The 15,304-nt window shown below is 46.3% G+C and carries 15 protein-coding genes; 9 read left to right on the forward strand and 6 right to left on the reverse strand.

All coding sequences use genetic code 11. The annotated features are described in order from the left end of the window. Window positions 1–16 precede the first annotated feature (16 nt). Window positions 17–484: an Lrp/AsnC ligand binding domain-containing protein gene (locus LSG34_RS07310; protein WP_456300272.1), complete on the forward strand. Its 468-nt coding sequence runs from the start codon at window positions 17–19 to the stop codon at window positions 482–484. 101 nt (window positions 485–585) lie between these two features. Here LSG34_RS07310 and brnA read toward each other — a convergent pair whose 3' ends face one another. From brnA to LSG34_RS07325, 3 genes are all read right to left on the reverse strand, one after another. After that, window positions 586–828 carry a type II toxin-antitoxin system BrnA family antitoxin gene (gene brnA / locus LSG34_RS07315; protein WP_233008170.1) on the reverse strand — a complete coding sequence of 81 codons (243 nt, stop codon included), beginning with the start codon at window positions 826–828 and terminating at the stop codon, window positions 586–588. Next, a complete protein-coding gene (locus LSG34_RS07320) occupies window positions 815–1,081 on the reverse strand; it encodes a BrnT family toxin (RefSeq protein ID WP_233008171.1) in 267 nt (88 codons plus the stop codon). Before LSG34_RS07320 ends, brnA begins: the two co-directional genes overlap by 14 nt. Before the next feature lie 437 nt (window positions 1,082–1,518). Further along, on the reverse strand, window positions 1,519–2,142 hold the full coding sequence (locus LSG34_RS07325; RefSeq protein WP_233008172.1) for a TIGR04211 family SH3 domain-containing protein: 624 nt from the start codon (window positions 2,140–2,142) through the stop codon (window positions 1,519–1,521). A 247-nt stretch (window positions 2,143–2,389) separates the two neighbouring features. Here LSG34_RS07325 and LSG34_RS07330 point away from each other — a divergent pair, with 247 nt between their 5' ends. Next, entirely contained in the window at window positions 2,390–3,265 is an 876-nt protein-coding gene (locus LSG34_RS07330) for a CYTH domain-containing protein (protein ID WP_233008173.1), read from the forward strand. Between the two features lie 7 nt (window positions 3,266–3,272). After that, window positions 3,273–6,098: a bifunctional [glutamate--ammonia ligase]-adenylyl-L-tyrosine phosphorylase/[glutamate--ammonia-ligase] adenylyltransferase gene (gene glnE, locus LSG34_RS07335; protein ID WP_233008174.1), complete on the forward strand. Its 2,826-nt coding sequence runs from the start codon at window positions 3,273–3,275 to the stop codon at window positions 6,096–6,098. 34 nt (window positions 6,099–6,132) lie between these two features. Here glnE and LSG34_RS07340 read toward each other — a convergent pair whose 3' ends face one another. The 3 genes from LSG34_RS07340 to tolC form a co-directional block, all read right to left on the reverse strand. Next, entirely contained in the window at window positions 6,133–6,741 is a 609-nt protein-coding gene (locus LSG34_RS07340; protein ID WP_233008175.1) for a TcpQ domain-containing protein, read from the reverse strand. Window positions 6,742–6,834: 93 nt separating this feature from the next. Continuing rightward, window positions 6,835–7,758, reverse strand: a complete 924-nt coding sequence (lpxL, locus tag LSG34_RS07345; protein ID WP_233008176.1) for an LpxL/LpxP family Kdo(2)-lipid IV(A) lauroyl/palmitoleoyl acyltransferase — start codon at window positions 7,756–7,758, stop codon at window positions 6,835–6,837. Between the two features lie 130 nt (window positions 7,759–7,888). After that, the gene (gene tolC / locus LSG34_RS07350) at window positions 7,889–9,235 is read right to left on the reverse strand and encodes an outer membrane channel protein TolC (RefSeq protein WP_233008177.1); all 1,347 of its coding nucleotides are present in this window, start codon (window positions 9,233–9,235) and stop codon (window positions 7,889–7,891) included. A 104-nt stretch (window positions 9,236–9,339) separates the two neighbouring features. Between tolC and nudF the strand changes: the two genes are divergently transcribed. From nudF to LSG34_RS07380, 6 genes are all read left to right on the forward strand, one after another. Further along, window positions 9,340–9,987 carry an ADP-ribose diphosphatase gene (nudF, locus tag LSG34_RS07355; protein WP_233008178.1) on the forward strand — a complete coding sequence of 216 codons (648 nt, stop codon included), beginning with the start codon at window positions 9,340–9,342 and terminating at the stop codon, window positions 9,985–9,987. A 43-nt stretch (window positions 9,988–10,030) separates the two neighbouring features. Beyond that, on the forward strand, window positions 10,031–10,474 hold the full coding sequence (locus LSG34_RS07360) for a DUF1249 domain-containing protein (RefSeq protein WP_233008179.1): 444 nt from the start codon (window positions 10,031–10,033) through the stop codon (window positions 10,472–10,474). Next, window positions 10,474–11,244 carry a metallophosphoesterase family protein gene (locus LSG34_RS07365; protein ID WP_233008180.1) on the forward strand — a complete coding sequence of 257 codons (771 nt, stop codon included), beginning with the start codon at window positions 10,474–10,476 and terminating at the stop codon, window positions 11,242–11,244. The genes LSG34_RS07360 and LSG34_RS07365 overlap by 1 nt, the downstream gene beginning before the upstream one ends. After that, on the forward strand, window positions 11,245–11,814 hold the full coding sequence (locus LSG34_RS07370) for a YqiA/YcfP family alpha/beta fold hydrolase (RefSeq protein WP_233008181.1): 570 nt from the start codon (window positions 11,245–11,247) through the stop codon (window positions 11,812–11,814). A 134-nt stretch (window positions 11,815–11,948) separates the two neighbouring features. Further along, window positions 11,949–13,844, forward strand: a complete 1,896-nt coding sequence (gene parE / locus LSG34_RS07375) for a DNA topoisomerase IV subunit B (RefSeq protein WP_233008182.1) — start codon at window positions 11,949–11,951, stop codon at window positions 13,842–13,844. A 29-nt stretch (window positions 13,845–13,873) separates the two neighbouring features. Further along, the gene (locus LSG34_RS07380) at window positions 13,874–15,304 is read left to right on the forward strand and encodes a hypothetical protein (RefSeq protein WP_233008183.1); all 1,431 of its coding nucleotides are present in this window, start codon (window positions 13,874–13,876) and stop codon (window positions 15,302–15,304) included.

The raw sequence follows: 15,304 nt of genomic DNA on the forward strand, positions 1-15,304 counted from the left end.
ACCGGACCGTATCGACATGACAATTCTAGACACGCTACAAAAAGATGGACGTATTTCTAATGTCGAACTGGCAAAAAAGGTCAACTTAAGCCCAAGCCCTTGCATAGACAGGGTTCGCAAGCTGGAGCAGGACGGTTTTATTGAAGGTTATGGCGCCCGTTTAAACGCCAGTAAACTGGGGTTTGGTACTGCGGCTTTTATTCAGGTGACGCTGGACAGAACCACAGGCGCTGTCTTTGATCAGTTTCGCGATGCTGTGGTGAAAATTCCACAAGTGGCGGAATGTCATATGGTGGCCGGTGGTTTTGATTATCTGCTGAAACTACGCTTATCCAGTATGGAGGCGTATCGCGGCGTATTGGGCTTGATCGTGGATTTGCCGGGCGTGTTACAGACTCATACTTATGTGGTGATTGAGCAGGTAAAGCAGGATGCGGGTTTGCCTTTGAAGTTTGCTGCGGCGCCTGAGGTTAAAACCGACTAATCGCGGCTATTCGGCATGGTATAGCGAGGTCTACATCGGCTAATCACATCCGCGGCTCAACTGTAGGGGCGGGTCTTGCACCCGCCCGTCTAAAATGGCAATCAGCTGCCAGTATTATGCTGCGGTATAGCTTCCAGCCTTTCCGCAAGCCAGATTTTAATGATGGACTGACGAGTCACCCCTATTCTGTGCGCTTCACGATCTAATGACTCGAGCATCCAGGCAGGAAAATCTACATTGACCCGTTTTTGTTTTAGCATTGGTTTTTTTATCTGGGTCAGATCAAGATCCTCTGTTACATCTTCATCTGCTTCAAATTTGGCATCGAATTCATGCGCTTTCATACAGCTCTACCTCGGATTTTCGCGAACGTCTGACAGATATGATCCTTATCGTTGAACCCCGGTATGTAATTACACCTGACCAGCGTTTGCCATCAAGCATAGCTATCACTATAGATCGTGGTTCGTCGATAGTTTTAGCAGGGATCTCTACAAGGTCTGAATCATTCCACAAGCCTTGTGCTGTATGAAAATCAATACCATGTTTTTTGAGATTGCTTCTGCTTTTGTCTTGATCAAATTCAAACTCAATCATGAGTAAAAATTAAACCTTTTTTACTCATAAAGCAAATGTTGTCCAGGTTAAGGTTTTAAAATCGAGAGGATTATTCTTATAGGCTGTACTCGTTGCACAGCTGCGCACAACAATGAAACTTGCAGCAACAAATTAGATAATATTTGAGTTCAAGGCGTTTCGCTGCAGACGAGATACTATCTTTTGCTTTGCCAAAAAAGAGGTATCCAAAGCAAGACAGTGCAGGAGTTGTTCAGATTTTACTTAGATAACACAGCTGTAATTGCAGCCAATACTGGATCTGCAGTTCTGACCATAAAAGCGGAATAGTTAAAGGTTTTGAACTGACGCAAGCTGAAGGGGCTAAAACCAGATGCTGAGCCTTTACAGCCAACTCAGCACCTGATTTTTCAACAATAAATAGCGGTATTTCAGAAGGTAAGGCTAATAGCCTTAAATTACATCCAACGTTCTTTGCGGCGGCGTCCTGGAATCAGTGCTGGGACCAGTAAACCTAATAACAAACCGGCAAAACCCAGAATTGAGCCTAATACCATTTTGTCTTGCCAGAAGGCGGATGGTTTTTCCTGCAGTTGCTGTGTTAGCAGTGCAATAGTTTGCTGCGCTGTGGCTGTGGCTTTTTCTGCTTGTTGTACTGCGGCGTCGGTTTCATTGAGTTGTTGTTGCAACTGATCTTTTTCTTGCTGCAACTGTGAAACCAGACTTTGTTGCTGCTGTAATTGTTGCTGCAGTTCACCTGCTTCACCACCAAATACAGGGGTTAAGCTGACGTACTGTTTTAAAATCCAGCCGGTGCGACCTTTGCTGTCGGTCAGTTGCCAGTATTCTGAGCTACTGTCTTCAGCAATCAATTTAATTTCTTCGCCAGCGGCAATGCTGCCAATAATTTTAAAGTCGCGGCCTGGGCCGTTGTACAGATAAGTGATCAGCTTATCGCTGATATAGGCGTTTTGTGGGCTGACCGGAGTGCCTGTTGTTTCTTGTTGTGCAGTGACGCTTGTGCTTAGCAACACTGTGGCCAGTAGCATTCCTGCTTGCCATGGTCTTGAGGTGATCAACATAAAAATCCTAAAAAAACCGACCAACATCTGGCCAAAATGAAGAATTGAGCCGATCATAGGCCAGAAGATGATCAATTGACAAGAGCTTATCCCCGTTGTACTTGAAGTTGCAGTTTTGTTGGCTACGTTCTCTCGCCCCAATCACATAGTTTATCTATGTTCATGGGGACTCATTCGCTTGCCGCCGCACTGCAACACCAATTACTTAGGGCGTGAAATGCGTTTACAGAACAGGAAATAAGCCGCTATGGCGATGGAAGCTGAACTTAAATTTTTACTTACCCAAAGCACACTACCTGCTTTGAACTCTGTATGGCAGCAGCTGGCAGTCACAGTACAGAAGCATGAAAGCGTGCAGTTATTGAATGCTTATTATGAAACTGATGATCTGTGGTTTCGTCGTTTTGATGCTGGCCTTCGCACCCGGCTCAAGAAAGGTCAGTTTGAACAAACCATTAAATTAGCGGGGCAGCAGCATGGTGGTTTGCATCTGCGGCCTGAATACAATCTGCCTTGTGCTTCGGTCTGGCCTGAATTAAATGCTTTTCCAGCTGAAATATGGCCGCAAGGTACAGATTTAGCACTGCTGCAAAGTCAGCTGAAACAGCTGTTTCGCACTGACTTTGTTCGTCAAAGCTGGTTACTTACCTTAGCAGATGGCAGCACAGTAGAAGCCGTGTTGGATCAGGGCGAAGTGGTATCAGGAGATCAAAGCGAAGCGATATTTGAGCTGGAACTGGAGCTGCAACAAGGTGATGTTAAAGCTTTATTTGCACTGTCACGCCAGCTGGTGCAGTTGTTGCAACTGCGTTTGGGCTGGCAGTCTAAAGCAGAGCGGGGTTACCGTCTGGTGCAGAATCAGCCTTTGGTTTTTATACCAGCCGATCACAGCAGTACAGCGGCTTTATTAAAATCTCTGCAGTATCACGAAAGCTACTTTTTACGTAGTCAGGATCCGCAGTCATGGCAGGTAATTGGTCAATGTGTAAAGGCTTTGTCTCTAGTGTCTGCAGACTTCGCGGCTTTGCCGTCAGCTGATGCGACACAAGCCTTGTGTTTTTTCAGCAGTGCAGCTTATAACTGTGCTTTGCTGAATTGTTCTGAATCTTTGTTTTCTGCCTGAGGTACTGATGAGCCAATTGACCGCCCGGTTAGCCGCTGTATTGCCGTCTGAGTTACAGCATGAAGTCGATCTGGTATTACCCACTTTGGTGATGCCGGATTTAAATGCTGAACAGCAGCAGGATCTCAAGCTTTTACTGGCGGTCAGCCCATTTTTAAGCCGGGTGATGCAACAGCAACCAGAACTGATTGCTGTGCTGCTGAATAAAGAGCTGTTGGCTAAGCCTTTAACACATCAGAACCCTCTGCCTGATCTTGCCAATCAAACCGAAGCTACTGTATTTAAAGCTTTGCGCCGTTGCCGTAATGCACAACTGGCACAAATTCTGGCAGCCGATATTCTCGCTGTGAAATCGACAGAGCAGTGCCTGCTGGATATCTCAGCTATGGCAGACAACCTGATTAACAGCGCTTATCAGTGGGCTTATCAGGATGTAGCCATTCAGTGGGGCCAGCCTTTGGATCAGCACGGCCAACCTATGCCTTTACTGATTTTAGGTATGGGTAAACTCGGTGGTGGTGAGCTGAATTTCTCATCCGACATCGACCTAATTTTTACTTATCCGCACAACGGCGAAACCAGTGGTGGCCGTCGGTCTGTTGAAAATCAGCAGTTTTTTACCAAGTTAGGCCAGAAGCTGATATCAGCTTTGCATCAGGTCACGGCCGATGGTTTTGTGTTTAGAGTTGATATGCGTTTGCGGCCTTTTGGCGACAGCGGCCCGTTGGTGCTGAGTTTTGCGGCTATGGAAGATTATTATCAGGCGCAGGGCAGGGAGTGGGAACGTTACGCCATGCTTAAAGCCCGTATTCTGAACCCGGATCCAGTGCATGCGGTGGAATTAAATCAGCTGCTAAAACCTTTTGTCTACCGCCGTTACATCGACTACTCGGCGCTGGAATCCTTACGCCGGATGAAACAGCTGATAGAGCAGGAAAACCGCCGTCGCAACCGCGTAGACAATATTAAGCTCGGTGCAGGCGGTATACGCGAAGTGGAGTTTGTGGTGCAAACTCTGCAGCTTATTCGTGGTGGTCGTATTCCACAGTTGCAGCAAGTTTCTATTTTTAAAGCATTAGACGCTTTGCAAAGTCAGCAGTTATTAGAGCCGGATCAGCATCAGCAATTGCGGCAGGATTATCTGTGGTTGCGTAAAGTCGAGCAGCTGTTACAAGGCCTGGACGATCAACAAACTCAAACCTTACCAGCCGATGAGCTGAACCGGCAACGCATGGTGCTGGGTTTAGGCTTTAGCAACTGGCAACAACTGACCGACACCACAGAACAGGCCATGGGTCGTATTCATCAGCATTTTAAACTGGTCATTGATCAAGGCGACAATCCTGAACCTGAAGAAATGGTCTTAGGGCGTTTATGCTGGGACAGTGAATTGCCGTCAGAAGATTTAGCTGAACATCTGGACTGGTTAGCAGCCGATGAAGCAGTGCAACTGCTGCAGCATTTAAAGCAGTTTAAGCAGGATTGCCAAAAGCGCAGTGTAGGCCCAAGAGGTCGTGAACTGCTGGAAAAACTTATTCCGTTTTTATTGCATCAACTGGCTAAACAGCAAGGCTCGGCTCTGGTATTGCAGCGGGTGCTGGGCGTATTCCGGCAGATTGTTAGCCGCACGGCCTACCTTGAGCTGCTCTCTGAGAATCCACCTGCGCTGCAGCAACTGGTGATGTTATGCCATAAAAGTGGTTGGCTGGCCGAACATCTGGCGCGTTACCCCTTGTTGCTGGACGAACTGATAGACCCATCTCAGTTGTATCAGGTACCGGATTCAACGGATTACCGGGATAAATTACGTCAAAGCATGCTAAGGGTGCCGACCGATGATTTAGAGCTGCAAATGGAAGTGTTGCGCCAGTTTAAACAGGCACAGCAACTGCGCATTGCGGCGGCCGATATCACGGGTATTTTGCCTTTGATGAAAGTCAGTGACCATCTGACCTTTTTAGCCGAAGCCATTATTGCCGCAGTAGTGGAGTTATCCTGGCAGCAAATGGCAGAAAAGTACGGTTTACCTGCAGGTTTAAAACCAGAAGACGCCAAAGCTTTTGCAGTATTGGCTTATGGCAAACTGGGTGGATTGGAGCTGGGTTATGGTTCGGATCTGGACTTAGTTTTTGTGCATCAGTGCGACAATCTTGCGCCGACTCAAGGCGAGAAAGTCATTGATTCACGTCAGTTTTATATCAAGATGGTGCAGCGCATCGTCCATATGTTTACCACCAGAACCCCAAGTGGCGTGTTGTATGACATAGACACCCGCCTGCGCCCTGCAGGCAACGCAGGCTTATTGGCTGTGCATATTGATACTTATGCTGATTATCTGGAAAAAGAAGCCTGGACCTGGGAACATCAGGCGCTGGTACGTAGCCGTTTAGTTTATGGTGATGAGAAAATCGCTCAGCGCTTTAATCAAATACGCAGTGAAGTGTTAGCTAAACCGCGGGACTTAGCAGTGCTTAAAGCTGAAGTCACTGAAATGCGCCAAAAGCTGCGGCAGCATCATGGCGAGCAGTCGACTGAAGTGAAACATGCGTCCGGTGGCATAGTGGATCTTGAGTTTATCAGCCAGTATCTGGTGTTGGCTTATGGCAGTCAGTATGCGGATTTGTATTTCTACAGTGACAATATTCGTATTCTGGATGCGGCCGCTGCCGCTGGTTTGTTGCAGTTGGAACAAACCCAGGCGCTACAGCAGGCGTATCAGCAATTAAGAGGGGTCAGTCACAGACAAACCCTGGATCCTGCTACCGAAACCGCTCAGCAATTAGAACAAGCTATGGAGCAAGTGCGACAAGTGTGGGATCAGTTATTTAGCTGAAGAATTTAATATGCCATGCCACGCAGAGTATAAATCAGCTATTTACTCTGCGGCGTGGTGCGTTGATATTGATGCAATTTTGCTGCAAAAACGGAATGATTTTATCGGTTAGTACGACGGCTCTGGACACATTACAAAAGTAAGCCTGCACTGGTTGCTCAAAGTCAGAGGATATAGCTTGTGAAGCTTCCTGGATGGCGCTGATATAACTGAAGTCGGTCTGGAAATAGTGTTTTACTTTGTAGTCTTTGGATAAAACCCAAAACAGCTCAACACCTTCTTTTCTGCCTTGCATGGTCAGCACTGTTTTTAAGGTATCGCCAACACGGAAACGTCTGTCGGTTTCATTGCCTTTCCAGTTTTCTGGCAAAGCGACCATACGGTTGGCTCTGTCTTGTAAAAGCGGGATCAGATTGCTGTGATCTTCAGTGAGTTCAATAACAAAGTCAGCTGAGTCTTCGTCTTTATTGGTAAAAGAACTACGAATATTGCTATAAAAATTGGTAAAGCCTTTGACTGCCTCTGAACTTTTTTCAGACAGTTTCTCCGGCTTGAAATACAGCAATTCCGGTTTAAACATCACGATAGCAGCAAGTATAAACAATAAAGCTGCAAGCAATAAGTGCTTGATCCAAAACCACATAGCTTTTATCCCTGGTCAGCGTCACAGCATCATATCCTGCCTTCACGCTGCGCTGCAACTTCCATGCTTAGGCGGAAGTTGCAGCAGCTATTGTTAATACAGACTTGGATCGTCTGGGTTAGGCCGGGTTTTAAAACGACGGTGCAGCCACATGTATTGTTCAGGGTGTGCCAACACACCTTGTTCAAGCCATTGATTGACACGGGTTACGTCGTTTTTGTCATCACCACTTGGAAAGTTTTCAAAGGCAGGCAGGGCATCCACACGGTAACCCTGATAACCAGGTAAACGGTAACAATGAATAGGTACAGTTTCACAATTGGCACTGCCGGCAAACAACAAAGTACCTGTGGTGGTGGCTGTTTCTTTTACGGCGAAAAATGGTACGAACTCGGCTTTATTGCGGCCATAGTCTTGATCGGGCAGATAAAAACACACTTCTTTTTCGTTTAAGGCTTTGATCATGGTGCGGACATCCCGTTTACCAATCAGGTAGCGGTTGGAACGTACACGGCCGTGATACTGGAAGTACTCCATAATTTCATTGTCATTAGGGCGGTAAAAGCCTACAGCAGGGCAATGAAAACCAAAGGTACGGGCAATCATTTCCAGCGATAAAAAATGACCGCTGAGCAGCAGCACACCTTTGCCCTGATCTAAGATCTCCTGAATATGTTCTTTGCCGGTGAAATGACACAAAGGACGGGCGCGCCAGTCTGGCCACCACCAACCGATAAAGGTTTCAAAGGCGGCTTTACCTGTTTCTTTAAAGTTTTGTTTTACTAAGGCTTCACGTTCGGCTTCCGGCATATCCGGAAAACACAACTCCAGATTACGGCGAGTTACTTTCACCCGGGATTTCATCGCTTTCATCAGCAACCAGCCGACACCTTCGCCCATTTTCATCAGCACAGGGTAAGGCAACCACAGCAGGATCCACATCAGGCCTAAACCACACCATAAGGGCCAATGCTTTGGATATAAAAAACCAATGGTAAAACGTGGAACATGAACCACAGCAAATCCTCAGGCAAAAAAAGTGCGGCTATTGTAACGAAAAAAAGCGGGGAAAAAAGTGCTAACTGGTAGGAACAGGCTCACCTGAAGCCGCAACTGCAGCTTCAGGTGAGAAAGTCTGAAAAGAAATTTAGTTACCTAAAGCTCTGTTTACAGTGAATAAATCTTCTTCAGTTAAAGTACCAGCTGCTTGTTTTAAAGCTAAAACAGACAGGATGTAGTCGTAACGGGCTTTAGACAGGTTACGGCGGGCATCAAACAGGTTACGGGTACTTTGCAATACGTCAACAATAGTACGGGTACCTACTTCAAAACCTGCTTCAGTGGCTTTTAACGCACTTTCCGCTGAAATTACTGCTTGTTGTAACGCTTTGGTGCTGGAGATCAAAGCACCTACATTGTTGTAGTTGCTGCGAACCTGACGGATCACGCTGCGGTGACTCAGTTCTAAATCTTCAGCTGCTTCTACATAGTTAGCACGAACTACTTCTTCGTTAGCGACAGTGCCGCCACCAGCGTATAAAGGCAGTACCAGCTCTATACCAACAGAACTACTGTCTGAACGTGGAGAGTTGAAACCTGCTCCTGTATCGCGGTTTTTGTTGGTGCTGTTGTTGAAGCCTGTTTGAGCTGTCAGATCAACAGTCGGGTAATGGCCAGATTTAGCAATCTGGATATTGTGTTCTGCAATATCTAACGACAGCTTACGGATTTTCAGTTCAAGGTTATTGTCCTGCGCTGTTTCCACCCAATCCTGTGGATTGTTTGGGGTTGGCTGACTGGTGCTGAAACGGGCTGTGTTTAATGGATCCAGCTGAGCATGATATTCACCGGTAATTTCCCGCAAAAACTCGCGAGCTGTTTCCAGATCATTTTGCGCGCTTATTTCACGGGCAACAGCGCTGTCATATTGAGCCTGAGCTTCATGTACGTCAGTAATGGCGGTTAAACCTACAGCAAATCGTTGTTTGGTTTGTTCTAACTGACGTTCAATGGCACGTTTTTCAGCCACAACAAAACTTAAATTATCTTCAGCTGTTAATACATCAAAATAAGACTGAGAGACTCGTACGATCAGCGTCTGTACTGCTGCGTCATAAGCAGTCTGGCCTTGCATGGCTGCTTTTTCAGCGATAGACAGGTTCTCATAACGACTCCAGTCAAAAATTGATTGGCGTAAGCCTATACCAGCATTAGTGGATGTGCTTTCTGACTTGTATTGACCACCTGTGTCGTTATCCAACTGGTCACTGTAGGATTTATCAGCACCGGCAGTTAAATTAATTTGCGGTAATAACCTGGCTTTGGACACGTCGATCCCAGCTTTGGCTGCATCACGGGTAGCTGCAGCTTTTAATACCTGCGGGTCTTTTTTGGTAGCTAACTGATAAATGGTTTGCAAATTTTCGGCATTCGCCTGCACACTCAGAAGAGCCAGTGCCGAGACTACCAACGTGCCTAACAAGGTTTTTTTCATAACCGAAAGTCCATAGTTTTGCGAAAGTGAGCCAATAATACCTTGTTGGTATTAACTAAGTAATGATTAAAGCGTAAACAGCATATGCTCAAGTGTAACAGAATGTGAGTCCTCAAATGCCTGATTTCAAGCCAGAAAATTATCCATCCTTTCATAGCGCTGATGTAAAAATACTCGACCAGAACACAGTTTTTCAGGGTTTTTTCCGGATCGACAGCTACAAAGTAAGGCACAAGTTATTTAACGGTGGCTGGAGTGCAGAAGTAAAGCGCGAATTATTTGAGCGCGGTCATGCGGTCATAGTACTGCCTTATGATGTAAAAAATGACAGTCTGGTATTAATTGAACAATTCCGTATCGGCGCCTTACAGAATCCAAACGGTCCATGGTTGCTGGAGGCGATAGCAGGCATGATTGAAACGGGAGAAACTGTTGAACAAGTCGCACAACGTGAATCGGAAGAAGAAGCGGGTCTGAAGCTGACAGAATTCTGGCCTATGCTTAGTTATCAAAGCAGCCCTGGCGGTAGTACAGAACGAATTTATTTAGTGCTGGCGCGGCTTAAAGATAAGGTAGATATCGGGGTTTATGGCTTGGCATCCGAGCAGGAAGATATTAAAGTTCATAGCTTGTCACGTCAGGCCGCGATGCAACTTTTACAGGCTGGAAAAATAGATAACGCTGCAACTGTCATAGCCTTGCAATGGTTAACCTTGAATCTGGATGAAGTACGCAAAAGCTGGGCTGTATAATTTTCATGATCACAACACGAGTTAAAGAGGTTAAGTAGCTGGTATGCCAAATCTGGCCCGAAAACGTTATGTGCCTTACCTGCCTGATTTTCTCAGTTTATGTGAGCGCAATTACGCACAGCTACGTTTTTTCTTGCCAGGTAACCAGCGTCAGGGCCAGCGTTGTTTGATTCATATCAACGCCAGCGAAAGTTATCAGGTGGAATTGCTGGAGCTGTGTAAATACACTACGACTGTCAGTATTGAACTCATTAGTCAGTCTATGGTGGGCTGGTTTAAGCCACGTTTTGAAGTGCGTTTGTATCACGATGCGCGGCTGGCTGAAGTACTGGCTTGTCAGCAGGTGCGTCAGCTCAAAGCCGTATACAGTTACCCAAATGTGGATATGTTATTGCCGGATGAAAAACGGCAGATTAATTTGTTGCTGCGCGACTGGCTGAATTTGTGTTCACGCCGTGGTTATCAAAACACAGGGTTATTGGCCTGATGGCTGTGGTATTCAGCAAACAAGATTCTTATCGTCTGGTGCATATTTCTGATTGTCATTTAGTATCTGAACCCGAGGGCTGGTTTTGTGGCGTACAGCCTTATCGTCAGTTGGAACTGCTGTTATCTCAACTTCAATCCAATCAACCTGATGCTGTGCTCCTGACCGGAGATTTAACTCAGGATCATAGTCTGGCTTCTTATCAGTTGATCTCACAACTGTTTAGTGACTGGTCTTGCCCTGTGTTTTATCTGCCCGGCAATCATGATGATCTGGAATTGATGCAGCAGGCATTTGCATCAACACCTTTTTCTGCGGATACAGAGTTAAGCCTGGGCGATTGGCGGCTCTGTTTGCTCAATAGCAAAGGGCCAACACCGGCAGGCTATTTTGATACAGCACGACAACAGCAGTTGCAGCGGCAGTTGTTGTCTTATCCGTTTGATTCCGCTGTCTGGTTGTTTTGTCATCATCATATCAGCCCTATGGGTAGTTTTATTGATGAGCATATTCAGCTCGACGCCGCTGCTTTGTGGCAGATTATTGGCTCTGATCGACGGATCAAAGGTTTTGCCCATGGTCATTGCCATTATGCCTATGCCAAAATACAGCAGGGTATTCACCTGGTGGGTTGTCCTGCCAGCTCAGTGCAGTTTCTGCTAACACCGGATTATCAGCCTGTTGCTGCTCGTCCTGGTTATATCGAATGGATTTTTAATGCCAATGCTAATGCGGATACCGCGGTGCGTTGGCAATTTCTGGAAGGGTAAATGTCTAAACTTGTTGTCTATTTACATGGCTTTGCCAGCTCGTCTCAATCCGAAAAAGCCTTAATGACCAAAGCTTTTTTCCAGCAAGAGTTGCCTGATGTGGAACTCTTGATGCCGGATTTACCTTACACGCCAAAAGAGGCAGTAACCGCAATTGAGCAGGCATTGAATGGCCGTCGTCCTGATGCGGTGATAGGCAGTTCTTTAGGTGGTTTTTTAGGCACTTATCTGGCCGAAAAGACCGGCTGTTATGCCGCGCTGATTAACCCGGCTGTGGCACCTTATGAGCTGTTAAGTCAGCATTTTGGTACTTATCATCATCCGGTATTGAAACAGGATTTTAACGTTGAACCTCAGCATATGCCGCTGCTGGCTGAACTTGAGCATAAACCTTCGGCTTTGGATCGTTATTTGGTGCTGCTACAGGAAGGGGATGAAGTGCTGGATTATCGCAAAGCGGTGCAGTTTTATGCAGGTTGTACAGTGGATGTGCAACCAGGTGGTGATCACAGTTATCAAGGCTACGTCAATTGCCTGCCCGCTATTGTCAAGTTTTGCCAAATAGCGTAAAACAACTGGTTGTTAATACAGTTATATCCTGCGTACTTGAAGCCGCAGCTTTGTCGGGCGTTTTCTCTCGCTGCAACTCCAATGACTTTGGATAGACTAAAACGAGTTATTAAAAAAGAAGTGATGTTTGCCTTATGACAGACCAGCAATACAACGCCGATTCCATTGAGGTGCTGACAGGCCTTGAGCCAGTGCAGCGCCGTCCAGGTATGTATACCGATACCACCCGTCCTAACCACTTAGGTCAGGAAGTTATAGATAACAGCGTCGATGAAGCTTTGGCTGGCCATGCCGATTTAGTGCATGTGATTCTGCATGAGGATCAATCGCTGGAAGTCATAGACAATGGCCGTGGTATGCCAGTGGATATTCACCCTGAAGAAGGGGTATCAGGTGTTGAACTGATCCTTTGTCGTTTGCATGCCGGTGGTAAATTCTCCAATAAAAACTACCAGTTCTCCGGTGGTTTGCACGGCGTAGGTATTTCTGTCGTCAACGCCCTGTCAAGTCGGGTTGATGTGGCGGTACGCCGCGATGGCAATGTCTATGAAATAGCTTTTGAGCATGGCAATAAAGTCAGCGAACTGGCGATTACCGGTACTGTAGGCAAACGTAATACAGGCACAAGAGTACGCTTCTGGCCTGCACCGGATTATTTTGATTCGCCTAAGTTTTCTGTCAGCCGCATGCTGCATGTGCTGAAAGCCAAAGCTGTATTGTGTCCGGGCCTGACCATCAAGTTTGACGACAAGGTCAATAATCAAAGTTATCAGTGGTGTTATCAGGCTGGTATCCGTGATTATTTAATGGATGCGGTCAAAGACATGATAGCGCTGCCTGAGCAGCCTTTTGTTGGTAGCTTAAGCGCCAGTCACGAAGCGGTTGAATGGGCTGTGCTTTGGTTACCTGAGGGTGGCGAGCTGGTGACTGAAAGTTATGTCAACCTGATCCCAACAGCTCAGGGTGGTACCCACGTTAATGGTTTACGTCAGGGCTTGTTAGAAGCACTGCGTGATTTTTGTGAATTCCGTAATTTATTGCCCCGTGGCATTAAGTTAACTCCTGAAGATGTCTGGGATCGTTGTAGTTATATCCTGTCGTTAAAAATGCAGGAACCTCAGTTTGCCGGCCAGACCAAAGAAAAACTTTCATCACGTCAGGCCGTGGCTTTTATCAGCGGTGTGGTGAAAGATGCCTTTAGCTTATGGCTGAATGAACACACAGATATTGCTGAGCAACTGGCTGAGTTTTGTATCAACAACGCGCAAAAACGTTTGCGTGCTGCGAAAAAAATTATCCGCAAAAAAGTGACGGCTGGTCCTGCCTTACCAGGCAAGTTATCTGACTGTTCATCACAGGATCTAAACCGCACAGAGCTGTTTTTTGTCGAAGGGGATTCTGCAGGTGGTTCAGCCAAGCAGGCACGGGATCGTGAGTTTCAGGCGGTGATGCCACTGCGCGGTAAAATTCTGAACACCTGGGAAGTGGAATCTGAACAGATTCTGGGCTCACAGGAAGTGCACGATATTTCTGTAGCTATAGGTATGGATCCAAACTCAGCTGATTTAAGCCAACTGCGCTACGGCAAAATTTGTATTCTGGCCGATGCCGACTCTGATGGTTTGCACATCGCAACCTTATTGTGTGCTTTGTTTATGCGCCATTTCCGTCCGCTGGTCGAAGCCGGTCATATCTATGTGGCTATGCCGCCTTTGTACCGTATCGACTGTGGCAAAGAAGTGTTTTATGCGTTGGATGAAGACGAGAAAAAAGGCATTCTGGACCGCTTAGAAGCGGAGAAAAAACGTAGCAAAATTAACGTGCAACGTTTTAAAGGTTTGGGTGAAATGAACCCATTGCAGCTGCGCGAAACCACCATAGATCCAAACACCAGACGACTGGTGCAACTGACCATAGATGATTTGGTGCAGACGATGGAAATGATGGATATGTTGCTGGCGAAGAAGCGGGCAACCGACAGAAAAGATTGGCTGGAGATGAAAGGCGACCGCGCTATAGTGGCTGTGTAGCTTTAAGTTACTTGCCTGAAGGACTACAGATGAAACAAAAACAATACCTCAGATCATGGGGAACACTGTTAAGCCTCTGCTTCTGTCTGGCTTTTAGCCTACAGGCTAATGAGCCTGTATTGCCTGACTGGCTGGTGCAGGTGAAGCAACAAAAAGCTCAACAACCAGAGCAAATGTTACTGGTATTACAGCAACAGCAAGCCTCTTATGGTGAGTGGAATGCTGAACTGCAGGTGCAGTTTTTATTGCAGCTTTGTGATGTGTATGAAAGTTTAGGTAAACACCAACAGCAGCAGGAAGTGGCTGAACGTGGTCTGGCTTTGCTGGGCGAGCGCCGGGATTTAACCACTATCGATTTTTGGAATAATCTTGGATTTGCACTCGAGATGCAAAGTCAGTATCAGCAGGCCTTGCATTATTATCTGCAGGCTTCAGCTTTGGCTGCAAAGCTAAAAGCCGAGAAGCTGCATATCGAAGCCGACATTAATATTGCCGCCATCTACAGCATTCAGGATAAATTTCAGGAAGCTTTGGTGTTGCTGAAAAGCAGTTACGACAGAGCTGTGCTGTTAAAAGATCCGGAAATTCTGGCTTATGTAAATGCTGAACTCGGGTTGCTTTACGTGGGTCTTGGTTTTGATAAAGAAGCCATAGACTTTATGGAAAAGGCGATCGAAGGGTACGACGCTTTAGGCTGGCAAAAAGATAAAATGGATGTTTTGTTTAATTTAGCCAGAAGTTACAGCTACTTAGAACAATACGACAAAGCCATGCAAAGTTATGATCAGTTGTTGCAACTGGCGGTAGCCCAGCAGGATCAGGCCAATTTGTATTTTGCCTATCTGGGGTTGGCCTCCACCAGTAAAGACAATGAAAAGCTGGATGCAGCTTTGGCTTATATCGAAAAAGCTGAACAGTATTTGCCAGGTTTGCAGTCGACTTATCAAAATTCGATGCACCACTATGAAAAAGCACTGATTTACCGGGAGCTTGGTCAGATTTCTTTGGCCAGTCAGGAATTGGCGCAAGCAGAGCAGAGCTTAAGTAAAGAAGAAAATAATGCCAATCAATCCAACCAGCTGTGGATCCTGAATTTAAAAGCCCGGCTGGAAGCGGATTCAGGTCGCTATCAAAAAGCCTATGAGCATTTGGATCAGTTCTTTAAGGGTTATCACAAATTACGCAATAAAGAACATGAGTTGTCAGTGGAAAAACTGCGCTTGGGTTTTGATGCAGAGCGTCAGCAGGCACAAAATGAGCTGCTGGCCAAAGACAATGAATTACAGGCCCTGCGCTTGCAGGAAGCTGAACGCAAAAGACAAAACCAGTGGTTATGGATAGGGCTGTTTGGCTGCACCAGTTTAGTTTTACTGGTGTTACTGCTGTGGCAACTGGCGCGTCGCCAGGCCCAGTTGCAAGCCCAAACGCTTGAAAAACAACAATCAAATCAGGCTGGTTAA

It is taken from the genome of Rheinheimera faecalis (genome assembly GCF_021290965.1).
Lineage (GTDB): Bacteria > Pseudomonadota > Gammaproteobacteria > Enterobacterales > Alteromonadaceae > Pararheinheimera > Pararheinheimera faecalis.

Excerpts from the sequence above, each read along its gene's own strand:
- LSG34_RS07310 (WP_456300272.1), top strand. The coding sequence starts at position 17 with ATGACAATTCTAGACACGCTACAAAAAGATGGACGTATTTCTAATGTC.
- brnA (WP_233008170.1), bottom strand. The coding sequence starts at position 828 with ATGAAAGCGCATGAATTCGATGCCAAATTTGAAGCAGATGAAGATGTA.
- LSG34_RS07320 (WP_233008171.1), bottom strand. The coding sequence starts at position 1,081 with ATGATTGAGTTTGAATTTGATCAAGACAAAAGCAGAAGCAATCTCAAA.
- LSG34_RS07325 (WP_233008172.1), bottom strand. The coding sequence starts at position 2,142 with ATGTTGATCACCTCAAGACCATGGCAAGCAGGAATGCTACTGGCCACA.
- LSG34_RS07330 (WP_233008173.1), top strand. The coding sequence starts at position 2,390 with ATGGCGATGGAAGCTGAACTTAAATTTTTACTTACCCAAAGCACACTA.
- glnE (WP_233008174.1), top strand. The coding sequence starts at position 3,273 with ATGAGCCAATTGACCGCCCGGTTAGCCGCTGTATTGCCGTCTGAGTTA.
- LSG34_RS07340 (WP_233008175.1), bottom strand. The coding sequence starts at position 6,741 with ATGTGGTTTTGGATCAAGCACTTATTGCTTGCAGCTTTATTGTTTATA.
- tolC (WP_233008177.1), bottom strand. The coding sequence starts at position 9,235 with ATGAAAAAAACCTTGTTAGGCACGTTGGTAGTCTCGGCACTGGCTCTT.
- LSG34_RS07360 (WP_233008179.1), top strand. The coding sequence starts at position 10,031 with ATGCCAAATCTGGCCCGAAAACGTTATGTGCCTTACCTGCCTGATTTT.
- LSG34_RS07365 (WP_233008180.1), top strand. The coding sequence starts at position 10,474 with ATGGCTGTGGTATTCAGCAAACAAGATTCTTATCGTCTGGTGCATATT.
- LSG34_RS07370 (WP_233008181.1), top strand. The coding sequence starts at position 11,245 with ATGTCTAAACTTGTTGTCTATTTACATGGCTTTGCCAGCTCGTCTCAA.
- parE (WP_233008182.1), top strand. The coding sequence starts at position 11,949 with ATGACAGACCAGCAATACAACGCCGATTCCATTGAGGTGCTGACAGGC.
- LSG34_RS07380 (WP_233008183.1), top strand. The coding sequence starts at position 13,874 with ATGAAACAAAAACAATACCTCAGATCATGGGGAACACTGTTAAGCCTC.